Below are 22840 nucleotides of genomic sequence, written 5' to 3' on the forward strand. Positions count from 1 at the left end.
CGAATTTACAATTTTTCAATTAGCAAACAGCATTACACATCACATCAATTATTCCATAAAAAACATCCAGCAAATAATCACTTTTTTGGCTACCGCCCTGCGATTAAAAAAAGTATCTTCGTACTTTAAATTTAAACAAACATTTTACAATGAATTCAGATATTAAAAACATAGAACCAAAAGCTGTTTGGAAAAATTTTGCACTTTTAAACGCTGTTCCTCGTCCTTCAAAAAAAGAAGAAAGAGTGATTCAGTTTATGGTTGATTTTGGTAAAAACCTAAATCTTAAAACCATGGTTGACAAAGTTGGTAACGTAATTATCCGTAAACCTGCTTCTGCCGGAATGGAAAATCGCAAAACCATTGTAATGCAAAGTCATTTAGATATGGTGCATCAAAAAAATGCTGACACTGTTTTTGATTTTGATACTGAAGGAATTAAAATGTTTATAGATGGAGATTGGGTAAAAGCAAACGGAACAACTCTTGGTGCCGACAATGGCTTAGGCGTTGCTTCTATTATGGCTGTTTTAGAAGCTACAGACATAGTTCACCCAACTATCGAGGCTTTATTTACAATTGATGAAGAAACTGGTATGACAGGTGCCATGGGATTAGAAGGCGGAATTTTAGAAGGAGAAATCTTACTAAACCTAGACACCGAAGAAGATGATGAAATTGGTATGGGATGTGCTGGTGGTGTAGATGTTACTGCTACCAGAACCTACAAAGAAGAAACAACACCTGATAATACTAGTACTTTTAAAATTTCTGTTACGGGTTTAAACGGAGGACATTCTGGAATGGACATCATTAAAGGATTAGGGAATGCGAATAAAATAATGAACCGTTTATTATTTGATGGTTTTACAAACTTCGGATTAAGAGTTACTGAAATTAATGGAGGTAGTTTACGAAATGCTATTCCGCGTGAAAGCTTTGCTAACGTAGTGATTGACACCGCATCAAAAGAACCTTTTTTGTTTGAAATTCATGAATTAATTAACAATATTAAAGCTGAATTTAAAACATTAGAACCTAATTTATCTATTGAATTAACAGTTATTGACACTCCTAAAAACGTAATGGATTTAGGTGTTCAAGAAGGGTTAATTAAAGCGCTTTACACTGCTTTAAACGGTGTGTATCGCATGAGTCCAGATATTAAAGGATTGGTAGAAACCTCTAACAATATTGCTCGTGTAATTGTTAAAGACGGCGCTATTAAAATAGGATGCTTAACACGTTCATCATCTGAAACTAACAAATGGGATTTAGCAAACTCGTTACGTTCGGCTTTTGAATTAGCTGGTTTTGATGTAGAATTTTCAGGATCGTACCCAGGTTGGTTGCCAAACGTAAATTCTGAAATTCTTAAAGTTGTAGATAAATTATACGAAAACTTACATGGTGAAAAAGCAAACGTTGCTGCTTGCCATGCTGGATTAGAATGTGGAATTTTAGGACAAAATTATCCTGACATGGATATGGTTTCTTTCGGGCCAAATATTAAAGGTGCACATTCACCTGATGAACGTGCTCAAATATCATCAACACAAAAATATTGGAAATTTTTATTAGAAATTTTAAAGAATATTCCTGCTAAAAACTAACAACAGTTTACAAATATTAAAAAGGCTGTTTAAAAAGTGACGTTTTTGTCAACCTAAATTTATTTTAGGTTCTCATATTGATTGATACGCAATATGGTAAGATTCTGAAATAAATTCAGAATGGCAATTTCAATTACTTTTTAAACAGCCTCTTTTTGTTTACATTTATCAAATGAATTTTTTAGCACATTTATACTTATCGGGCAACAATACCGAATTAATGATTGGTAATTTTATTGCCGATCATATTAAAGGGAATAAATTTGATCATTTTAACGAAGAAATTAAAAAAGGCATTCTTTTACATCGTGAAATTGATACTTATACAGATGCGCATGAAATTGTTAGAAAAAGCAAACGCCGTTTACACGAACGCTACCGACATTACGACGGAGTGATTATTGATATTTTTTACGACCATTTTTTAGCAAAAAACTGGCAAAAATACTCCGCTATTCCATTAAACATTTATGCAAAATCTGTATATCAATTACTACAAGAAAACATTGAAATACTCCCTGAAAAAACACAAGGAATTTTACCTTATATGATACAATATAACTGGCTATATAATTATCAGTTTGCTAAAGGAATTCAGTTGGTTTTAAATGGCATGAATAAAAGAACCCAAGGCAAATCTCAAATGAATTTAGCTTCGGAAGATTTACTAATTCATTACCAATTATTTGAAGATGATTTTACTTTATTTTTTGAAGACTTGCGTAATTTTTGCAACAAAAAAATAAACAAAACCAATTAAGTTTATGAAAAAATATTTAGCACTTGTTTTTTTTCTATCAATTATAGTAAGCTGTAAAAAAACGTCTCATAAAGAAAAAATTACAGGTTTAATTACCAATAATGCAATGGTAGTTTCCGCTCGTGAAGAAGCTTCAAAAATCGGAATCGACATTCTTAAAAAAGGAGGAAATGCTTTTGATGCCATGGTGGCAACCGAACTAGCTTTAGCTGTTGCGTATCCGTATGCTGGTAATTTAGGTGGCGGCGGATTTATGGTTTACCGAAAAAACAACGGAGAAATTGGCGCCTTAGATTATCGTGAAAAAGCACCTTTAGCTTCATCTAAAAACATGTTTTTAGACAACAACAATAATGTTATTGAAAACAAAAGTACGCTCGGAGCCATGGCTGTTGGTGTACCTGGTACAGTAGCCGGAGTTTTTGCTGCTCATAAAAAATTTGGTTCTTTACCAATCTCAACTATATTAACCCCTGTAATTGCTTTAGCTAAAAAAGGCGTTATTGTTACTAAAAAACAAGAAAATCGTATCAAAAAACACCAACCTTCTTTTCGTAAAGTAAATAAAGATTCAATTATTTTTGATAAACTCTGGAAAAAGAACGACACCATAAAGTATCCTGCGTTAGCAAAAACTTTAGAGCGTATTTTAAAAAATGGTAAAAACGAGTTTTACAAAGGAGAAACTGCCAAACGATTAGTTAAGTTTATGCAAGCTAATGGCGGAATTATAACCGAAGAAGATTTAGCTAAATACGAGGCACAATGGCGAACTCCAATTACTTTTAAATATGATGATTTACGAGTAATTTCTATGTCACCACCTTCTAGTGGAGGTATTTGTTTAGCACAAATAATGAACGCTATTGAACCTTTTAATTTAGATGAATTTGGACATAATACAACTAAAACAATTCAAATTATTACCGAAGCTGAAAGGCGTGCTTATGCAGACAGAAGTTATTTTTTAGGAGATCCTGATTTTGTTAAAATTCCGTTAGACACTTTAATTAGTAAAGAATATACAAAATATAGAATGGATAATTTTTCTTTTAAAAAACCAACCAGTTCTAAAACCGTTTCTCATGGTAATATTGAAATGATTGAAAGCAACGAAACCACTCACTATTCTATTGTTGATAAATTCGGAAACGCCGTTTCTGTTACAACTACCATAAATGGCGCTTATGGTTCTAAATTATATTGTGCAGATTTAGGTTTCTTTTTAAATAACGAAATGGACGATTTTAGCAGCAAGCCAGGTGTACCAAATATGTTTGGTTTAATTGGTGCAAAAGCGAATGAAATTGCTCCAGAAAAACGCATGTTAAGTTCAATGACTCCCACAATTGTAGAAAAAAACAATAAACTTTGGATGGTGGTAGGAACCCCAGGCGGATCTACAATTATCACTTCTGTTTTACAAACCATTTTAAACGTTCATGAATTTAAAATGGGCATGCAAGAAGCTATTAATCAACCTCGTTTTCACCATCAATGGTTGCCAGATGTTATTATGATGGAACCTAATGGTTTTGATAAAAATGTAACACAAAACTTACAAAAATTAGGATATCTTTTAAATGAAAAAGATACTCCTGTTATTGGTAAAGTTGAAGGTATTTTGGTATTACCTAACGGAAAACTAGAAGGTGGCGCAGACCCAAGAGGAGATGATAAAGCAGTTGGATTTTAATTCAGTTAACAAAAATGAAATTTTATAACAAATATCATTCCGAGCGCAGTAGAGAAATCTCAACTTTAAAACTTTAAAAATAATGCAAGCACAACCATTCCATTTAGCCATTCCTGTTCAGAATTTAAAAAAGTGTAGAACTTTTTACAAAGACATTTTACAGTGTAAAGAAGGTAGAAGTAGTAAACATTGGGTAGATTTTAATTTTTTCGGGCATCAATTAGTTATTCATCAAAAGGAAAATTACTTACCTACAAAAGCAATTACAAATCCTGTTGACGGACACGATGTACCCGTACCTCATTTTGGCGTTGTTTTAACTTGGAAAGATTGGAATACTTTATCTGAAAGGTTAAAAAAATTAGGTATTAATTTTATCATCCAACCAACCATTCGTTTTAAAGGTAAAGTTGGCGAACAAGCAACCATGTTTTTTAACGATCCCGAAAACAATGCGTTAGAATTTAAAGCTTTTAAAGATATTGATCAGTTATTTGCCAAATAATCACAAGATGTTTAATGATAATCATCAACCAATTTCGTCAACCTGAACTTGTTTCAGGTTCACATAATAAATGATTCATATCGATTAAAATAGCATTCTGATATATTAAAGTAAATTTAGAATGATGCTAAAAAAAGGATTTTCAAAAGATAATGACCATATCAGAAACTCATAAAGTTCCCTCACTAGAAAAATCGATTCGATTACAAGAATACGGAGTTGGTATTTTTAAAACAATTCCGACTAAATCTGGTTTAAAAAAAGCAATTAAAAAAGAATTGATTTTAGTAGATGGTAAAATTGCCACTACTGCCCTATTTATAAATGGTAATGAGCTTATAGAATTATATAAAACAGGAGAAAACACCACTTTTAAACAATTTAATTTTCCGTTAGAAATTCTTTTTGAAGACGATTACTTAGCCATTATTTATAAACCTTCTGGTATTTTAGTAAGTGGTAATTCATTTGCAACGATAGATAATGCTTTACTGCAAAACCTAACAAAAAGCACCTTAATAAATGCTGTTCGCCCAAGACCAGTACATCGATTAGACTATCCCACAAGCGGCCTTTTATTAATCGGAAAAACAAGTGCAAGTATTATCGCTTTAAATCAATTATTTGAAAACAAGGAAATTGAAAAAACATACCACGCAATAACCATCGGAAAAATGGAAAAAAAAGGCGTAATTAATACTCCTATTGATACTAAAAATGCTTTTACACGCTATGAGGTTTTAAAAACCGTTTTATCAAAACGTTTTGATACCTTAAATTTAGTGAAGTTAACACCAAAAACTGGACGAAAACACCAATTAAGAAAACATTTATTATCGATAAAAAATCCTATTTTAGGCGATAAAGAACACTGTATTAACGAATTAATTTTAAACGGAAAAGGGTTGTATTTACATGCATCAACTTTAAAATTTAAACATCCGTTTACGAAAGAACAAATTAACATTACAAAAGCACTTCCGAAGAAATTCAATAAGATATTTGCTATGTAATTTTACTTTAAAAAATATATCTTTGCCAACATGCGAATAGATATTATTACCGTTGCCCCAGATTTACTAAAAAGTCCGTTTGAACATTCAATGATGAAACGTGCTATTGATAAAGGTTTGGCTGAAATTCATTTTCATAATTTACGTGATTACGGAATTGGATCGTACAAAAAGTTAGACGACACGCAATTTGGTGGTGGCGCAGGCATGGTTTTAATGATAGAACCTATTGATAAATGCATTTCTAAATTACAAGCCGAAAGAACGTATGATGAAATTATTTATATGACTCCCGATGCAAAAACCTTAAATCAATCTATTGCAAATACGCTTTCGTTAAAAGAAAACATCATTATTTTAACAGGGCATTACAAAGGTGTAGATCAACGGGTACGCGATAAATTTATTACCAAAGAAATTTCTATTGGCGATTATGTTTTAACAGGTGGTGAATTAGCAGCTGCCATTTTGTGTGATGCTGTGGTACGTTTAATTCCTGGTGTTTTAGGCGATGAACAATCTGCTTTAACAGATTCTTTTCAAGACAATTTACTATCACCACCAGTATATACAAGACCTGCCGAATATGAAGGAATGAAAGTTCCTGATATTTTATTGTCTGGAAATTTCCCTAAAATTGATGCTTGGAGAAACGAAAAAGCCTACGAACACACTAAAAATATAAGACCCGATTTATTAGAAGAATAACCTACGCGTTTTTAATCTTAAAAAATTAACAAATAATACCTTATAAAAATTCTTATTTTATAATATTTTGATTAATTTCGCAGCCACAAAATAACCTCTGACGAGAATCGTGAATGTTATTTAGTAAAACTATATAAACAAGATTACCATGGATTTAGTAAAATTTGTTCAAGAAGAATTTGTAACAAAAAACGAATTACCAGAATTTGCAGCTGGAGATACAATTACTGTATACTACGAAATTAGAGAAGGTGAAAAAGTACGTACTCAGTTTTTTAGAGGAGTTGTAATTCAAAGAAGAGGAGTTGGAACATCAGAAACTTTTACTATCAGAAAAATGTCTGGTACTGTAGGAGTTGAACGTATTTTCCCAATAAACTTACCTGCTATTCAAAAAATAGAAGTAAACAAAAGAGGTGTTGTACGTAGAGCTCGTATTTACTACTTTAGAGGTCTTACTGGTAAAAAAGCAAGAATTAAAGAAAAAAGAAACTAATACGTTTCTTTTTCTCAAAAAATTAAAAGCATCATATATACATATGATGCTTTTTTTATTCACAATTGTTAATAACTTAGGTTCATATCTTCTTGATATTTAAACTCTTAAAAAACAACAATACTTAAAAAATAATTATATCTTTAACGTAGAATTTACAGCAACCTATTGTTTTTAGACGTGTTTTTTAAACAATAAAAGTAAATTCAGAAAAAACGTTCTTTATATATTGTTTTTAAATGTGTTAAACTCATTTATCAATTCTAATTAAATTTACTTCAATTAATTTGTAAGTAGCTGTTATAAGTAAGGTTGATTTACAGTGATTATTAACTTAAAGACAATGAAACATTGCTGTTTTACAAATTAAAAACTTGTAAAATGTATGTTTCAATTTAAAATAATAAAGCAGGCTTTAAAAAAAGTACAGAACACTGCTGTATTTGATAGCAATATCAAAATAAATATTATTTTAAAGAAAGCCATGTTACTACAAGAAATTGTATAACATGGCTTTTATTTTTGACATCAAAAACACATATTTCTTTCTTTTTTTTATCAAATTCACAACAAAACACCTTAATTAATAACATTTTAGCATCAAAAAACTCGCTCGTAATTCTTAAATTTGCCGTACTTCAAAATAAAATTAACGATTACTGTGTGTATTTTTAATAAATACCACCTTAAAACAATTACTATATGAGCAAAACTGCTAAAATCATGTACACAAAAACGGATGAAGCTCCTGCGTTAGCTACACGTTCGTTTTTACCTATTGTAAAAGCTTTTACAAAATCATCAAACATAGAAATAGAAACTAAAGATATTTCTTTAGCGGGTAGAATTCTTGCCAACTTTTCAGATTTTTTAACAAAAGAGCAACAAGTAGAAGATGCGCTGGCTTTTTTAGGAGATTTAGCTAAAAAACCAGAAGCAAATATTATCAAGTTACCAAATATTTCTGCCTCTGTACCGCAATTAAAAGCGGCAATAAAAGAATTACAAACTTTAGGCTATGCTTTACCAGATTTTCCGGAAGAAGCAAATACCGATGAAGAAAAAGCAATTTTAGCACGTTATAATAAAGTAAAAGGATCGGCGGTAAACCCTGTTTTACGTGAAGGAAACTCTGACCGTAGAGCACCAAAGGCTGTAAAAAATTACGCACGTAAAAATCCGCATTCAATGGGCGCTTGGGCTTCTAATTCAGAAACGCATGTTTCTACCATGACTGCTGGAGATTTTGCACATACCGAAAAATCAGTAACTGTAAACAACGCTACTGATGTAAAAATTGTACATACGGATGCTAACGGAAATACAACTACGTTAAAAGAAAAAGTTTCTTTATTAGCTGGTGAAGTGATTGACGGATCTGTTATGAATAAAAAAGCTTTATTAGCTTTCTTAGCAGAACAAGTTGCAGACACTAAAGAAAAAGGATTGTTATTTTCTTTACATATGAAAGCAACGATGATGAAAGTTTCTGACCCAATTATTTTTGGTCATGCAGTACGTGTTTTCTTTAAAGACTTATTTGCAAAACACAATCAAACTTTTGAAAAAATTGGCGTTGATGTTAATAACGGATTCGGAAATTTAGTAAGTAATCTTGAAGAATTATCAGCAGATAAAAAGGCGGAAATTTTAGCAGATATCGAAACTATTTACGCTAACAATCCTGATGTTGCTATGGTAAATTCTGATAAAGGAATTACCAATTTACACGTTCCTTCGGATGTAATTATTGATGCTTCTATGCCTGCAATGATTCGTACGTCTGGACAAATGTGGAATAAAGCAGGAAAACAACAAGACACAAAGGCTGTAATTCCTGATAGTTCTTATGCAGGTTTATACCAAGAAACTATCGATTTTTGTAAAAAGAATGGTGCTTTTGATCCTACAACAATGGGTACGGTTCCTAATGTTGGTTTAATGGCTCAAAAAGCTGAAGAATACGGATCGCATGATAAAACTTTTGAAATTGCTTCGAACGGAAAAGTTGAAGTAATTGATGCTAACGGAACGACTCTTTTATCCCACGAAGTGGAAACTGGAGATATTTGGAGAATGTGTCAAACTAAAGATGCACCTGTTCAAGATTGGGTTAAGTTAGCAGTTACCCGCGCAAGAGCTTCTAAAACTCCTGCTATTTTTTGGTTAGGAAAAGAAAGAGCGCACGATGCTGAAATCATTAAAAAAGTAGAAAAATATTTACAAAATCACGATACTGACGGATTAGAGATTCAGATTTTATCGCAAGTTGAAGCTACTAAATATACTTTAGAAAGAGTAAAAGACGGTAAAGACACCATTTCTGTAACAGGAAATGTATTACGTGATTACTTAACAGATTTATTCCCTATTTTAGAGTTAGGTACATCTGCAAAAATGTTATCAGTTGTACCGTTAATGAATGGTGGTGGATTGTTTGAAACTGGTGCTGGTGGTTCTGCCCCAAAACACGTACAACAATTAGTTGAAGAAAATCATTTACGTTGGGATTCTTTAGGAGAATTTTTAGCTTTAGCGGTTTCTTTAGAGCATTTAGGAACAACTAATAATAATGAAAAAGCAAAAGTTTTAGCCGAAGCCTTAGATGATGCTACTGATAAATTATTAGACAACAAAAAAGGACCTTCTAGAAGAACTGGTGAGTTAGACAATAGAGGTTCTCATTTTTATATTGCTATGTATTGGGCACAAGCTTTAGCTGATCAAAATAAAGACGCTGAGTTAAAAGCACAATTTTCTCCTATTGCACAGCAATTGAAAGAAAATGAACAAGCAATTGTTACTGAGTTAAATACTGTACAAGGAAAAACTGTAAACATTGGTGGTTATTACCAACCTACTGATAATTTAGCCGATACTATTATGAAACCTAGTACTACTTTAAATACGCTTTTACAAAGTATTTAAACGTATTATTTATACAATTATTAAAAAGCAGGTGATAAAATCGCCTGCTTTTTTTATGTCAAAAAATATTATAATTAGTAAATTAGCTTTATGAGTTTTACAAAAACAACCGAACAATCATCAAAATACAATCATTTAGAAAAAATGACTGTTGCCGAATTATTATCAAACATTAATAAAGAAGATAAAACAGTGCCTTTAGCTGTTGAAAAAGCGCTACCTCAAATAGAAAAACTAACCACACAAATAGTTAACAAACTAAAAAATGGCGGTAAATTGTTTTACATGGGTGCTGGTACTAGCGGTCGTTTAGGTATTTTAGATGCCAGTGAGTGCCCTCCTACTTTTGGCGTACCACACGAATTAGTGGTTGGACTTATTGCTGGTGGAGATATTGCGATTAGAAAAGCGGTAGAAAACGCCGAAGATTCAACAACACAAGGTTGGATTGATTTACAAAATCATAACGTAACCTCAAACGATGTAGTTATTGGTATTGCCGCATCTGGCACAACTCCGTATGTAATTGCAGCATTAAAAGAATGTAATAAAAACGATATTATTACAGGTTGTATTACTTGCAACCAAGCAAGTCCGTTAGCTTTAACAGCTCAATTTCCTATCGAAGTAGTCGTTGGACCTGAGTTTGTAACTGGTAGCTCTCGTATGAAAGCCGGAACTGCTCAAAAATTAGTTTTAAACATGCTATCTACCGCTACAATGATTCAACTAGGTAAAGTAAAAGGTAATAAAATGGTTGATATGCAACTATCTAATAATAAGTTGGTAAAAAGAGGAGAAAAAATGTTAGTTTCTGAATTAAACATCGACCAAGTAACTGCAAGTAAATTATTAAAAAAGTACGGAAATGTTCGTGATGTTATAAAAAACCATACCAATGCCTAAACAAATAACTTTTGATAAAATTGTAAAAAAATTTTTAATCCTTTTGGGTTTATTAATTACATCTCCAATAATAGTAAGCATCGGGTTTAAAGCTTTAAAAATTTACACCGAAAACCCTAAAAATTATATTGCCTATGCAATATTAGGTATTGGTATTTTTTTACTCTTATACACTGTTTACTTCGGATTTAAAACAATAAAAGCATTTTTAGATAATTTATTTCAAAAATAATTTGAGAAAAAATACCACCCTAAAAAAACTTATAAACTGGGAGCATTGGCCTTCTTATATGTTTTACATTCCTAACTTACCCTATGCATTTTATTTGGCTATAAAAGCGAAACACCTGTCTTTTTACACAGCCACAAACCCTTGTATTAAAAATTCTGGAATCGGCACCGAATCTAAGTTCGAAACAACCATGCTCATTCCTGAAAAATATCGCCCTAAAACTATATTAATAAAACCTAATACGGAGTATAATAAAATAATTACAGCTATTAATGAGCAACAAATTCAATTTCCTTTAATAGCAAAACCAGACATTGGTTTTAGAGGCCTGTTAGTACAAAAAGTACATACCGAAACTGAGTTACAAACCTACTTTAAAAAGTATGGAATGATAGCCATTATTATTCAAGAATTTTTAAACTATGAAAATGAATGTGGCGTTTTATATTTTCGGTATCCAGAAAACAAAACTGGAAACATTACCTCTTTAACCCTGAAAAAATTTTTAGCCGTTACTGGCGACGGAAAAAGCACTTTAAAAGAATTAATTTTAAATGATGAAAGGGCAAAATTATATATAGAATTATTTACCGAAATTCATCAAAATAAATTAAATACAGTTCCCTATAAAGATAAAGTTGTAAAACTTACTGCTATAGGAAATCACTCAAAAGGAACTCAATTTATTAACGGAAACCATTTAATTAGTAAAACATTAATTAAAACTTTTGACACACTTAATAAAAAAATTCCTGGTTGGTATTATGGACGAATTGATTTAAAATACAATTCTTTTTCTTCTTTAGAAAATGGCACAGATTTTAAAATTATAGAAATCAATGGTATTTTGGCAGAGCCAACCCACATATACGATGCAAAAAAATTTACTTATTTTCAAGCATTAAAAACAATAAGGACGCACTGGAAAAGTATCTATAAAATAGCAACTGTAAATAATAAAAAACTTAACATTCCTTATAAAAACACAAAACACTTTTCTGTAGAAATTTTACAATTAAAAAAACACCTATCACACATAAAAAAAAATCTTAAAACTTATTTATAAGTGACTTAAATGTAAAATAGGTGTCCAAATATTATAACGACAATTATTTATAAGTTAAAAAAAATGATTACTTTAGCGTCTTTAATTTTCCTTGTAGCATGAAAATAAAACTATTACTTATACTTATTTTCTTAATTAAAACCTCTCTTTTCTCTCAAGTAAAGATAGGCGATAATCCTTCTATGATCCATTCTAGTTCTATTTTAGAATTAGAAAGCACAGATAAAGCTATAGTTATCAGTCGTATGTCAAACTCTCAAATGAGTGCAATTGTACCATTAAGGGGTGCATTAGTATATAATACTGATGAAGATTGTGTTTTTATGTATGATGGAACTTCTTGGAAAAATTTATGCAACACAGGAGCTGCAATTCAAGTATCAACACAACAAACGCCTCCTATAAATAATAATCTCGGTGATTTCTGGATCAATGATACTCAAAATAATACCGCAAGTATTTGGGATGGGAATAACTGGATTGCTATAGATAACAACCCCAGAAGAGGTAATGGTATCCCTAACAATACAACAATTACTGATGCATTAGCTGGTGATGTGTATGTTGATACTACAACAGGGATAATTTATGCCTATGACGGAACTGGTTGGGTAAGTTCAAATACAGTTCCTAATGCAAATAATGGTCTTTTGGTTGATGCTAGTAACACCATACAACTAGGTGGAGTATTAATAAAACCTACAACTATACAAACTGATGTTACCAATACATTAGCTATTACTGGCTTAGAAAACGGAGATACTACTCAAGATGCTATTGTAACTGTAAATAATACTACTGGGCAATTACGAAAAATAGATCCTTCAGATTTATTACGAGAAGAAGTTACTAAAATTATAGCAATTGATAACCAACAAACATTCTCTGGATTAACAATTTATTCAAACGATAAAATTAACGTATACAGAAACGGTGTTAGAATAGATTTTACCATAGTAAACAACGCTACAATAGAAATAGAACCTGATGCAATATGTTATGCAGGTGACGAAATAAGAATAGTTCAATTATATTAATAACAAACCCCTTTTTAAAATTTAAAACAATCATTTATTTATGAAAACAATTACAAACAAATTTAAATTAGCACTAGTTGCTGTTGGTATACTTACCATAGGAACTGTTAGCGCACAACAAACAAGTGGTACATATACTGCAGTAGAAAAAGTTGGAAAATCTTCTGAATTGAATGGTACAATTAGAGTTATTGACAACAAGGGTACTAAAAAGTATTTACAAGTAAAAAATGGATTGACTTTATTAACAGATCAAACTCCAGATGGAGGTATTGTATCTACATGGCAATTAGGTGGTACTTTAACAGATAACACTTATATAACTGCTAGTGCAACTGGTGGAGCTGGAGGTACCCCTGCCGAATTTGCTTTGGACGGTTTAGAGTTAGTTACTGACGCAACTACTGCTTCTACTGATGCCTCTGATAGATCGATACATGGAACGGGAACTGGTTTTACTGTTTTATTGAGAAATGAAGTTTCAGGTGCTGTCCAAAAAATAAAGTTATCAGACCTATTAAATGTTCAAGCCGACCACAGTGAAGTTACTGTAACAGCGCTTAACAGTGCTGACTTACAAGACAATACTGCTACAGCTACAACTGGGATTGAAATTGATATTGAAGCTTCAAGAACTAATATACAAGTATATAGAAATGGTGTTAAATTGAGAGCTTTAGTTGATTACAATATCAAAACAGTTGATGATGCTGGTACAGATAGGTTTTTTGTATTCTTAATAGAAAACACAACAGCTCCTAACGATTGGGAACTTTATAATGATGACATTATTGAAGTACATGCAATCAAATAGTTTTTTTTAAATGCGTAACATTATTTTAACTTCTGCATTGGTTCTATTCTCTAATAGAACCAATGTATAATAACCTTGACATCTAAATTTATTCATGTCAAAATCATTGTTACAGTTCAATAATTTAGAATAATTACTTTATAATTTTAAGTTATCATAAAAAATTATTTACTAAATTAAAGACAGAAGAACTACTTCTTGAAATATAAAGTTTAGTAAAACATTAAAATAAAGTTCCCTTAATCAATAACTGCAATACTTATATCGTAAAAAATGACACCATATAACAAGCACATACACATACTACTTACTTTTTTTGTTTTTATCACTTTAAAAATAAAAGCACAAGAAGTTAGAGTTATTGATAATAAAGGAACTATACAAACGGTAAAAAACACACGTGTTTTTACTGGAGCAGCTAACAAACCTGCTAATGCAGATGCGGTAATTGGTGATATTTATTTTGACCAATACCCTAACCCTAATTCTGTAGAAATTTGGGACGGGACTTCTTGGAAAGTTATAAAAAATAATACAACACATACAGGTACAGCCGGTTCTGTATTTTTTGCTGATTTATTTGGCAACCCAACAGAGAACAACAGCCAGTTTTTTTGGGATAACACTAATGAAAGGCTTAATATAGGAAACCCTCTTGGGGGTAACAATAAATTAACAGTTCAAGGAGGTATAAGAGCAACTAACATAAATAATGCTAATGGAACACCTAATAGACCATCTTATCGATTTTCGAGTGATTCTAATACAGGTATGTATAGAGATGGTGCAGATCAACTAGGCTTTTCTACTGCAGGTACAAATGCACTATCAATAGACGCATCTCAAAATATTAGCATTCCACAAAACCTATCGGTAACTGGTACTTATGCTGATAGTAATGGTGATGTTGGTACAAATGGTCAAATATTATCTTCAACAGCTACAGGTACTGATTGGATAGATAATGCTGCCTTAAATAATTGGTTAATTACTGGTAATACAGGTAATACAGCTGCTAATTTCTTAGGAACAATAGATGCACAACCTTTAGTGTTAAGAACTAGTAATATTGAAAAATTAAAAATTCATGAAACCAAAGGACAAGTATTAGTAAACCAAGCTCTTACTTTTAATAATCATCCACTAGTTGTTCGTGCTAATGGTGTTGACGTACTTGCTTTTGAAGATGAATTTGGTGATCCCAAATGGCACTGGAATCTTTTAGCTAATGGGTTAAATTTTGTTGAAAGTGGTGTACTTGATTATAGACTCTTTTTACAAAATGGAGGCCATGTTGGTATTAACACAGACACCCCTTCAGAATATTTAGATGTAAATGGAAGACTTCGTGTAAGAAATATTACAACCGTAACCACTAATAACGAAATCTTAACAACTACAGCTACAGGAGTCGTTGAAAAAAAACAATTATTAGCCGTAGAAACCGACAACCAAATAACTACAGGAGCTAACGGAGGAGTGTATTACAATTCACCTATAAAGGCAATGGGTAAAATTGCCGCTGATGGTGCTGTAATAAAAATAACCCCAGGGTATACTGTAACAAAATTAGGAGGAAATGGAAGATATAGGGTTAACTTTCCTGTTAACATGCCTGATACTAATTATAATATACAACTAACCGTTCTTAGGCATAATAGCAACAATAGATATTATGTTATAAATTACTATAACCAACAGAACAATAGATTTGATGTTGAAATTAAATTTTATTTTGGAACCCCTGCAAATAGGGAATTCATGTTTACCATTTTAGATTTTTAAAAAACTAATTGAAATAATTTTTTATTTAGCATCACTAAGAAAATAAAGTATAATGTTTAATAATTATTAAAATATAACAACTACTTATTTATAAAATTAAAAAAAAACCTTAAAAATATACCATTAGTCGATAGTTCTTTGCAACTCATCTAAATATAAATAATTGATAATAAACAACAAACTACCTTTGGGAGGGTAAGGTCATAATAAAATTCAAAAAACTCATGATCTAATTAACAGAATACAGATATAAAAAATTTTAAAGTCATAATAAATATTTTAAAATTATAAATACGCGGGGTATCTATGAAATTAAACAAATATTTAATGGTTATATTTATGCCATTATCAATACTATCACAAACAGCATTTCAAAATTCAGGTAATATACAATTACACAATGAAGCACAAGTTGGTTTTCATGTAGATGTAGTAAATAATGGAATGTTAGATAACTACACAGGTTTTGCTGGCTTTTATGCTGATACTGAAACTCGCATTATTTCTGGTGCAAACCGTATTACTTTTTTTGATGTAGAAATTGACGCTGTAAATAATTTAGAACTTAAAAATTCATTAGGCGTAAGAAACGATTTAGATTTTATAAATGGAACCGTTATTACTCCTAGAAACGACATTAACATTTCACTTGATTTTATAGATTATAACATCTATGCTGGTGAAGATGATATAAGACATGTTAACGGATATGCATCTATAAAAGGAACTGCGAGTAGTGACTTCACCTTCCCTATTGGTGATGGAGATTTTTTTCGCCCAATGAGAATTAGCAATCAAAGTAGATACAACACTTTTAAAGGCGCTTATTTTTACGAAGACCCTAATTTCCCGACCACTTTTGCAACTTCTTTTTTAACAGATCAAAAACAAGTAATGTTAGAAAATATTAACGATGTTGAATTTTGGGATTTAAATGGTGACAAAGAAACAAGAACAACTTTAACTTGGGACAATAGAAGTAATATTGCTGCAATTACTGATAACATAGCACTTTTAACCGTAGTTGGTTGGAGTATTGCCGAAAATAAATGGGTAAATCTAAATGTTTTAAATGTTACTGGAAATTTAAATAAAGGAGAAATTACCTCTGCGGTATTTGTACCAAACCAATACGAAGTAATAACCATAGGAACTATTTTTGATGATGCTATTACAAACGAAGATAGCAATAATAATATTTTAATATCGCCAAATGGAGATAGCGATAATGAATTTTTAGTTTTTGATGAAGTAAATCAATTTACAAACAACAACTTAACTATTTTTAATCGTTGGGGAAACATAGTTTTTCAAACTGATGATTATAAAAATAATTGGAACGGAAGCTCTAATGGTAGAGCTACTTATAAAAAACAAGACAAACTACCAGACGGAACTTATTTTTACGTTTTAAACTTAGGCGATGACCCTAAACTATTACCACAAACCAAAAAAGGTTGGGTATATATTCATAGATAATTTTAATCAATCATTACCTTTTTAGGTGTTGTAGGATTGTAACCAAAATCAGCATCAGGTAATGCGATTCCTAATTGATGTACTATAAAACCAATCATTGCAAAATGATGTATTGCATGGCTATGCGCTTGCACTAAAGCACTACTTAAAGTATAATTAACGGTAATCATACCAGTTCCTAAATCATCTTTTACTGAAATAATTGTATTAAAATCGGTTGCTTTTAAACAATGTAGTTTTGTTAATACTTCATTAAAATATTCAATTCCGTATTCAGTTTGTTCTTCAGCTAACTGATTTCTTTCTCTATCAGAAAAATCAACTACTTTTTTATCTAATCCATTAAAAACACACGTAAAAACATCTAAAACATGACGCATATTTGCGCCTATACTTGAATAATACGGCCCAACAGAACTGTTACTATATTGCTCATCAGAAATAGATTTTAGTAAGTTAACTCCTCTTTGTAAGTTTTTATCAATAGCGTCTATCATTATTTAAAGTATTATATTAAGAGTAAGTCGTATAAATATAGCTTTTTTTACTTGTAAAAATAAACTGGCGGATAAAAAACAAATAACCAACTAACAAACAAGTAATTACAATTATTTTTTTATCTAAAAATTATCAAAAAATATTTTTGGCACACTCTTTGAAAATTAACTTATAACTGCGGAAGCCGAAAAGCATATAGAGTAAGCATAACCCTAAATTTATCAATTATGAAAAAAGGGATACTTTTATTATTAGCAATTATGACATTAGCAACTACAAATGCTAAAAACATAAACAATACAACAAATAAAATTGGGGTTACAAATCGTTATAACGATGCTGTTACCTTTGTTGAAAAAAACATTAAATTTCACATTTTTTTAAATGGAGATTTTGATTTTAATACACATTATAAAAACACCAAATATGTAGATTATAATGGGAAACGTGTTAAAATTAATAAAAATATTCGCATTGAACGAGATTATATAGGACGTATAAAGCGAGTTGGAAATACTTTTATTAATTATAATCGTAACGGAAATGTAAAACGAATTGGTGGTGTTTATATTGATTACAGATTCGGAAAATTAATTAAAGTAGGTAATTTAAAAATTAAATATGATAGATGGAATAATCCAAGGTTTTTTGGAAACGTAAAACAAAATGATTATTGTGAAAATAACAACTATTATAACAATACCATAAACATTGATGTTAACCTTGGTCGTATTTTTAATTATAGCGACGCTTATTTTTATAAAAGAGCTTTTAAACAAAACTACCGTAAATATAAAGAAGATCGTAATTACTTTTATTACAAGGTTAAACCAAACGCAAAAACAGGTAAATATGGTAAAATTTTAAAAAGACGTAAAAGTAAAAACTACGTTAAAAAACATACTAAAAAAAGAATTATTCCAGAGCAAAAAGGAAAATCGAGAAGAAATAGATAACCTAAAAAAGGATCTAAAATATTCACTCGAGTACTCACTTAATTTAGGTTAACAGGTGCCACACTTATTAAAAAGTGTTTAAAACAAAAAGCCTCATCATAAATGATGAGGCTTTTTTATTGTATTAAAATACTATTATTTAGCTACGTTTACAGCTCTTGTTTCGCGAATCACAGTTACTTTTACCTGCCCCGGATACGTCATATCGTTTTGTATTTTCTGAGAAATATTAAAAGATAACTCTGCTGCTTTAGTATCATTTACCTTAGCGCTTTCAACCATTACACGCAACTCTCTACCTGCTTGTATTGCGTAAGCTTTTTGCACTCCATTAAATCCAAAAGCAATATCTTCTAAATCTTTTAATCGCTGAATATAAGAATCTAATACTTGACGGCGAGCACCAGGTCTTGCGCCAGAAATAGCATCACAAACTTGTACAATTGGCGATAATAAACTCTTCATTTCTATTTCGTCGTGGTGAGCACCAATAGCGTTACAAACATCTGCTTTTTCACCATATTTTTCTGCCCATTGCATTCCTAATAAAGCATGTGGTAATTCACTTTCTGTTTCTGGCACCTTACCAATATCATGTAATAAACCAGCACGTTTAGCTGCTTTTGCATTTAAGCCCATTTCTGCAGCCATGATACCACAAAGATTGGCAACTTCGCGCGAGTGTTGTAATAAATTTTGTCCGTATGATGAACGATATTTCATACGACCTACGGTTTTTATTAATTCAGGATGTAATCCATGAATACCTAAGTCGATAACCGTACGTTTACCAACTTCAATAATTTCTTGACCAATTTGCTTTTCGGTTTTCTTAACAACCTCTTCAATTCTTGCTGGGTGAATTCTTCCATCAGTTACCAACTTGTGCATTGATAAACGAGCAATTTCTCTACGAACAGGATCAAAACAAGATAAAATAATTGCTTCTGGTGTATCATCTACAATAATTTCAACACCCGTTGCCGCTTCTAAAGCACGAATATTACGTCCTTCACGACCAATAATACGCCCTTTAACATCATCAGACTCTAAATTAAATACAGATACACAGTTTTCAACAGCTTGCTCCACTCCTACTCTTTGTATTGTATTTAAAACAACCTTACGAGCTTCTTGTTGCGCCGTCATTTTAGCTTCTTCAACCGTATCTTGCACAAACGACATTGCGTCTGCCTTAGCCTCATCTTTTAATGAAGTTACTAATTCTTTTTTAGCATCTTCAGCAGAAAAACCAGAAATTTGCTCAAGCATATCAACATGACGCTTGTGTAGTTTTTCTATTTCAGTTTCTTTTTTATCTAAAAAATCTAATTTATAATCAAAATCTGCTTCTTTCTTTTCAACAGATTTGTTTAATTTTTTATTTCTATCTAACTCAGATGAAACCTGACTTTCTTTATCTCTAATTCTCTTTTCAACATCAGACATCTTTTTTTCACGAGATAAAATCACTTTTTCGTGCTCAGATTTTAATTCGATAAACTTTTCTTTGGCTTGTAATATTTTATCTTTTTTTATTGCATCTGCTTCAACCTTTGCTTCTTTTACAATATTTCTTGCCTCTTTTTTAGTTTCTTGAATTAACTTATTGGCATTCGATTTTTCTAACATTTTAGCAATAAAAAATCCTATTGCTACCCCTATAATTCCTGCTAACACAGGAAATAATATTCCATCCATAATTTTAATTTAATTGTATAAAAAAAGCCTACATTAATAGGTTTTTATAAACTCCGTAAAAACAGGTTTAGGACTAACTGGCTTATCAAGGATCCGACATAAAAATCGGCGTGCTTTACTAACCAAGACTCATCCTTTCTAAATAAATAGTGTTGAGTTTAACAAACAATGTACTAATGTAGGCAGTATATTAATATGTATTTTAAAGAACGTTATAAATGCTTATCTAACAAGTTAGTTAATTCATTTATTTTATTTATTACTTCGGTAGTTTCTTTAGTATTTGTTAAAGATACTATTTCTGATTTTGATGCAAATTGCAATGCGCACATTGCCAATACATCTTGTTTATCTGCTACCGCATAATTTTGTTCAAACTTAGCAATTAAATCGTTAATATTTTTTGCTGCCGTACGCATTCCTTGTTCTTCATCAGTGTTGTTAACACTTAGCGGATACGTTCTTCCTGCAATTACTACATTAACTTTTATTTTTGCCATGTAAAGAACTTTTTATGAATTCAAAAGAGCAATGCATTTATCAATCTCTCGAACTAATGTATTTATTTTGAGTTTTGTTTCTCGTGTATTTTCGTTACTGCCTTCTATAGTTTTAGCAATTTTAAGCAATTTATATTCTTCTTGCTTTTTATTTAATTCTTGCGCTTTCTCTTGTAATAAAACGTGTAATTTTGCATTATTTTGAAGCAATACTTGGTTTTCTTCTTTTAAAAAATCATACTTTAACAGTAAATCTTTTAACTTATCTTCCAGTAAATGAATTGCTTCTAAAGGGTTACTCATTTATTTTTGAGAATAAAACTATATTTACAAAGTTATTAATATAGATTTTAAATCGCAACTCTTTTAGTGTTTTTTACCAAATTACTGATTCTTAAGCTGCTATCTTTTTAGTATATTTTTAGTATTTTTGTTTAAAACAGCTATAATTTTGAAATTTTATTTTTCCACCATTTTTCTATTCTTTTTTTATTTAGGGAATGCACAAAAGCAATATCCAAAAAACTACTTTTCTTCGCCTTTAAAAATTCCGATTATTTTATCAGGTACTTTTGGTGAATTACGTAGCAATCATTTTCATTCTGGTATAGATATAAAAACTTTAGGTAAACAAGGTATTCCTATTTACGCGCCAGCAAACGGCTATGTTTCTCGCATAAAAGTATCGCAATATGGTTTTGGTAAGGCAATGTACATTAAGCATCCTAACGGATATACAACAGTATATGCACACCTTAAAAAATTTGAAAAAAACATTCAAAAATACGTTAAAGGTATTCAATATAAAAAAGAGAACTATCATACTGGAAACCTATTTCCTGAGCAAAATAAATTCCCTATAAAAAAAGGGCAACTTATTGGTTATACTGGCGATACAGGTGGTTCTGGTGGTCCGCATTTACATTATGAAATTAGAGATACTAAAACCGAAAAAATTATAAACCCGTTGCTTTTTGGCATCAATCCAAAAGACAGTAAAGCTCCTAGTATAAAAAAGCTAATTGCGTATCCTTTAAACGAACAATCAAGAATTAATAACTCTAGTTTAAAATCTGTCCTTTCTTTTAAAGAAATTAGCAAAAATAATTACATCAGCGAAAATATTACTGCCAGCGGTATTATTGGTTTTGGAATTAGTGTTTTTGATAGATTAGATGAAGCTTTAAATAAAAACGGAATTTATAGTTTAGAGATGAAAGTAAATGGTAGTCGATTTTATTACCACGATGTTGAAACTTTTTCGTTTGCAGAAAGTAAATACATTAACTTATTAATAGATTATAAACATTATAAAACCTACAGAAGCAAAATACAAAAAACACATAAAGTAGCTGCAAACCGCTTAAAATTATACGAAGATTTAGTAAATAACGGTAAAATTGTTATTGAAAACGGAGCCAGTTATAATGTAGAAATTATTGCCAAAGATTTAAAAAACAATACTTCTACCATTAAAATACCGGTTAGAGGTGTAGAAAGTAACTTGGTTTTTAAAGAAAAGGACACTACTAAGTTTAAAATTGTAGCTAAAAATTTTCAAAAATTTAGTCTAAATAATGTAACAGTCGCTTTTCCTAAAAACACGTTTTATGAAGATTGTTTTATCGATTTTTCTATCAACGAAGGAATTGTAAAAGTTCACAACCCTACTATTCCGTTAGATAAAAGATACACCTTAACTTTTGAAACTTCATTTTTAAATGATAAGCAAAAACAACAAGTATATATTGCCAATGTTACCAACTCTAAATATCCTAGATATACAAGTACACGAAAAAAAATAAACAAAGTATATACCACAACAAAGCTTTTAGGCAACTATACATTACTTTACGATACTAGTAAACCCACAATAAGTCTTTATAATTTTAAAGACAAACAATGGATATCAAAAAACAAAACCTTAAAAGTTAAAATTAAAGACAAAGGCTCTGGTATAAAAAATTACCGTGCAACTATAGATGGTAATTGGATTTTAATGGAATACAATCATAAAAAAGGAATACTAACTTATAATTTTAACGATAAAAAATTGGTAGGTAGCAAACATCTTTTTAAACTTGTAGTTGCTGATAATGTTGGTAATATTAAAACTAGTACAGCTACATTTTTTAAAAAGTAAATAA

At 30.7% G+C, this 22840-nt stretch carries 21 protein-coding genes and 1 other RNA gene; 17 read left to right on the plus strand and 5 right to left on the minus strand.

Going from position 1 to position 22840, the window contains the following annotated elements; genetic code table 11:
* The first annotated feature begins 149 nt into the window (after positions 1 to 149).
* The 15 genes from ACN5J5_RS00325 (at position 150) to ACN5J5_RS00395 (ending at position 17038) form a co-directional block, all read left to right on the plus strand.
* Complete coding sequence (locus ACN5J5_RS00325; RefSeq protein ID WP_418645380.1) at positions 150 to 1613, plus strand: aminoacyl-histidine dipeptidase; 1464 nt, start codon at positions 150 to 152, stop codon at positions 1611 to 1613.
* Positions 1614 to 1785: 172 nt separating this feature from the next.
* Complete coding sequence (locus ACN5J5_RS00330) at positions 1786 to 2373, plus strand: ACP phosphodiesterase (protein WP_418645381.1); 588 nt, start codon at positions 1786 to 1788, stop codon at positions 2371 to 2373.
* 4 nt (positions 2374 to 2377) lie between these two features.
* Positions 2378 to 4069 (plus strand): gamma-glutamyltransferase, encoded by a 1692-nt coding sequence (gene ggt, locus ACN5J5_RS00335; protein WP_418645382.1) that lies wholly within the window; start codon positions 2378 to 2380, stop codon positions 4067 to 4069.
* A gap of 82 nt (positions 4070 to 4151) precedes the next feature.
* Positions 4152 to 4574, plus strand: coding sequence for a VOC family protein (locus ACN5J5_RS00340; protein ID WP_418645383.1), 423 nt, complete (start codon positions 4152 to 4154; stop codon positions 4572 to 4574).
* A 152-nt stretch (positions 4575 to 4726) separates the two neighbouring features.
* Positions 4727 to 5587 carry an RluA family pseudouridine synthase gene (locus tag ACN5J5_RS00345; protein WP_418645384.1) on the plus strand — a complete coding sequence of 287 codons (861 nt, stop codon included), beginning with the start codon at positions 4727 to 4729 and terminating at the stop codon, positions 5585 to 5587.
* 30 nt (positions 5588 to 5617) lie between these two features.
* Entirely contained in the window at positions 5618 to 6295 is a 678-nt protein-coding gene (gene trmD, locus ACN5J5_RS00350; RefSeq protein ID WP_418645385.1) for a tRNA (guanosine(37)-N1)-methyltransferase TrmD, read from the plus strand.
* 148 nt (positions 6296 to 6443) lie between these two features.
* Positions 6444 to 6791: a 50S ribosomal protein L19 gene (gene rplS / locus ACN5J5_RS00355; protein ID WP_418645386.1), complete on the plus strand. Its 348-nt coding sequence runs from the start codon at positions 6444 to 6446 to the stop codon at positions 6789 to 6791.
* 702 nt (positions 6792 to 7493) lie between these two features.
* Positions 7494 to 9719, plus strand: coding sequence for an NADP-dependent isocitrate dehydrogenase (locus ACN5J5_RS00360; RefSeq protein WP_418645387.1), 2226 nt, complete (start codon positions 7494 to 7496; stop codon positions 9717 to 9719).
* Positions 9720 to 9809: 90 nt separating this feature from the next.
* Positions 9810 to 10625, plus strand: a complete 816-nt coding sequence (murQ, locus tag ACN5J5_RS00365; RefSeq protein WP_418645388.1) for an N-acetylmuramic acid 6-phosphate etherase — start codon at positions 9810 to 9812, stop codon at positions 10623 to 10625.
* Positions 10618 to 10857, plus strand: coding sequence for a DUF6095 family protein (locus ACN5J5_RS00370; protein ID WP_068704929.1), 240 nt, complete (start codon positions 10618 to 10620; stop codon positions 10855 to 10857). Before murQ ends, ACN5J5_RS00370 begins: the two co-directional genes overlap by 8 nt.
* A 1-nt stretch (position 10858) precedes the next feature.
* Positions 10859 to 11923, plus strand: a complete 1065-nt coding sequence (locus ACN5J5_RS00375) for a D-alanine--D-alanine ligase (RefSeq protein WP_418645389.1) — start codon at positions 10859 to 10861, stop codon at positions 11921 to 11923.
* A gap of 98 nt (positions 11924 to 12021) precedes the next feature.
* Entirely contained in the window at positions 12022 to 12960 is a 939-nt protein-coding gene (locus tag ACN5J5_RS00380) for a hypothetical protein (RefSeq protein ID WP_418645390.1), read from the plus strand.
* A 40-nt stretch (positions 12961 to 13000) separates the two neighbouring features.
* Positions 13001 to 13774: a hypothetical protein gene (locus ACN5J5_RS00385; protein WP_418645391.1), complete on the plus strand. Its 774-nt coding sequence runs from the start codon at positions 13001 to 13003 to the stop codon at positions 13772 to 13774.
* Between the two features lie 273 nt (positions 13775 to 14047).
* A complete protein-coding gene (locus ACN5J5_RS00390) occupies positions 14048 to 15559 on the plus strand; it encodes a hypothetical protein (RefSeq protein WP_418645392.1) in 1512 nt (503 codons plus the stop codon).
* Positions 15560 to 15865: 306 nt separating this feature from the next.
* Positions 15866 to 17038, plus strand: a complete 1173-nt coding sequence (locus tag ACN5J5_RS00395) for a gliding motility-associated C-terminal domain-containing protein (protein WP_418645393.1) — start codon at positions 15866 to 15868, stop codon at positions 17036 to 17038.
* Positions 17039 to 17040: 2 nt separating this feature from the next.
* Here ACN5J5_RS00395 and ACN5J5_RS00400 read toward each other — a convergent pair whose 3' ends face one another.
* Complete coding sequence (locus ACN5J5_RS00400) at positions 17041 to 17535, minus strand: DinB family protein (protein ID WP_418645394.1); 495 nt, start codon at positions 17533 to 17535, stop codon at positions 17041 to 17043.
* A gap of 228 nt (positions 17536 to 17763) precedes the next feature.
* Here ACN5J5_RS00400 and ACN5J5_RS00405 point away from each other — a divergent pair, with 228 nt between their 5' ends.
* Entirely contained in the window at positions 17764 to 18492 is a 729-nt protein-coding gene (locus ACN5J5_RS00405; RefSeq protein WP_418645395.1) for a hypothetical protein, read from the plus strand.
* Between the two features lie 135 nt (positions 18493 to 18627).
* On the opposite strand, the gene rny is transcribed toward ACN5J5_RS00405, so the two are convergent.
* The 4 genes from rny to ACN5J5_RS00425 form a co-directional block, all read right to left on the minus strand.
* Positions 18628 to 20193, minus strand: coding sequence for a ribonuclease Y (gene rny, locus ACN5J5_RS00410; RefSeq protein WP_418645396.1), 1566 nt, complete (start codon positions 20191 to 20193; stop codon positions 18628 to 18630).
* A 48-nt stretch (positions 20194 to 20241) separates the two neighbouring features.
* Positions 20242 to 20351, minus strand: a non-coding RNA gene (gene ssrS / locus ACN5J5_RS00415) — 6S RNA.
* A 54-nt stretch (positions 20352 to 20405) separates the two neighbouring features.
* Positions 20406 to 20693 carry a cell division protein ZapA gene (locus ACN5J5_RS00420; RefSeq protein WP_418645397.1) on the minus strand — a complete coding sequence of 96 codons (288 nt, stop codon included), beginning with the start codon at positions 20691 to 20693 and terminating at the stop codon, positions 20406 to 20408.
* Positions 20694 to 20705: 12 nt separating this feature from the next.
* Positions 20706 to 20996: a hypothetical protein gene (locus tag ACN5J5_RS00425; RefSeq protein WP_418645398.1), complete on the minus strand. Its 291-nt coding sequence runs from the start codon at positions 20994 to 20996 to the stop codon at positions 20706 to 20708.
* A 148-nt stretch (positions 20997 to 21144) separates the two neighbouring features.
* On the opposite strand from ACN5J5_RS00425, the gene ACN5J5_RS00430 reads away from it, so the two are divergent.
* A complete protein-coding gene (locus tag ACN5J5_RS00430; protein ID WP_418645399.1) occupies positions 21145 to 22836 on the plus strand; it encodes a M23 family metallopeptidase in 1692 nt (563 codons plus the stop codon).
* The last annotated feature ends 4 nt before the right edge of the window (positions 22837 to 22840 follow it).

Source organism: Tenacibaculum insulae (assembly GCF_964512435.1).
GTDB classification, from domain to species: domain Bacteria; phylum Bacteroidota; class Bacteroidia; order Flavobacteriales; family Flavobacteriaceae; genus Polaribacter; species Polaribacter insulae_A.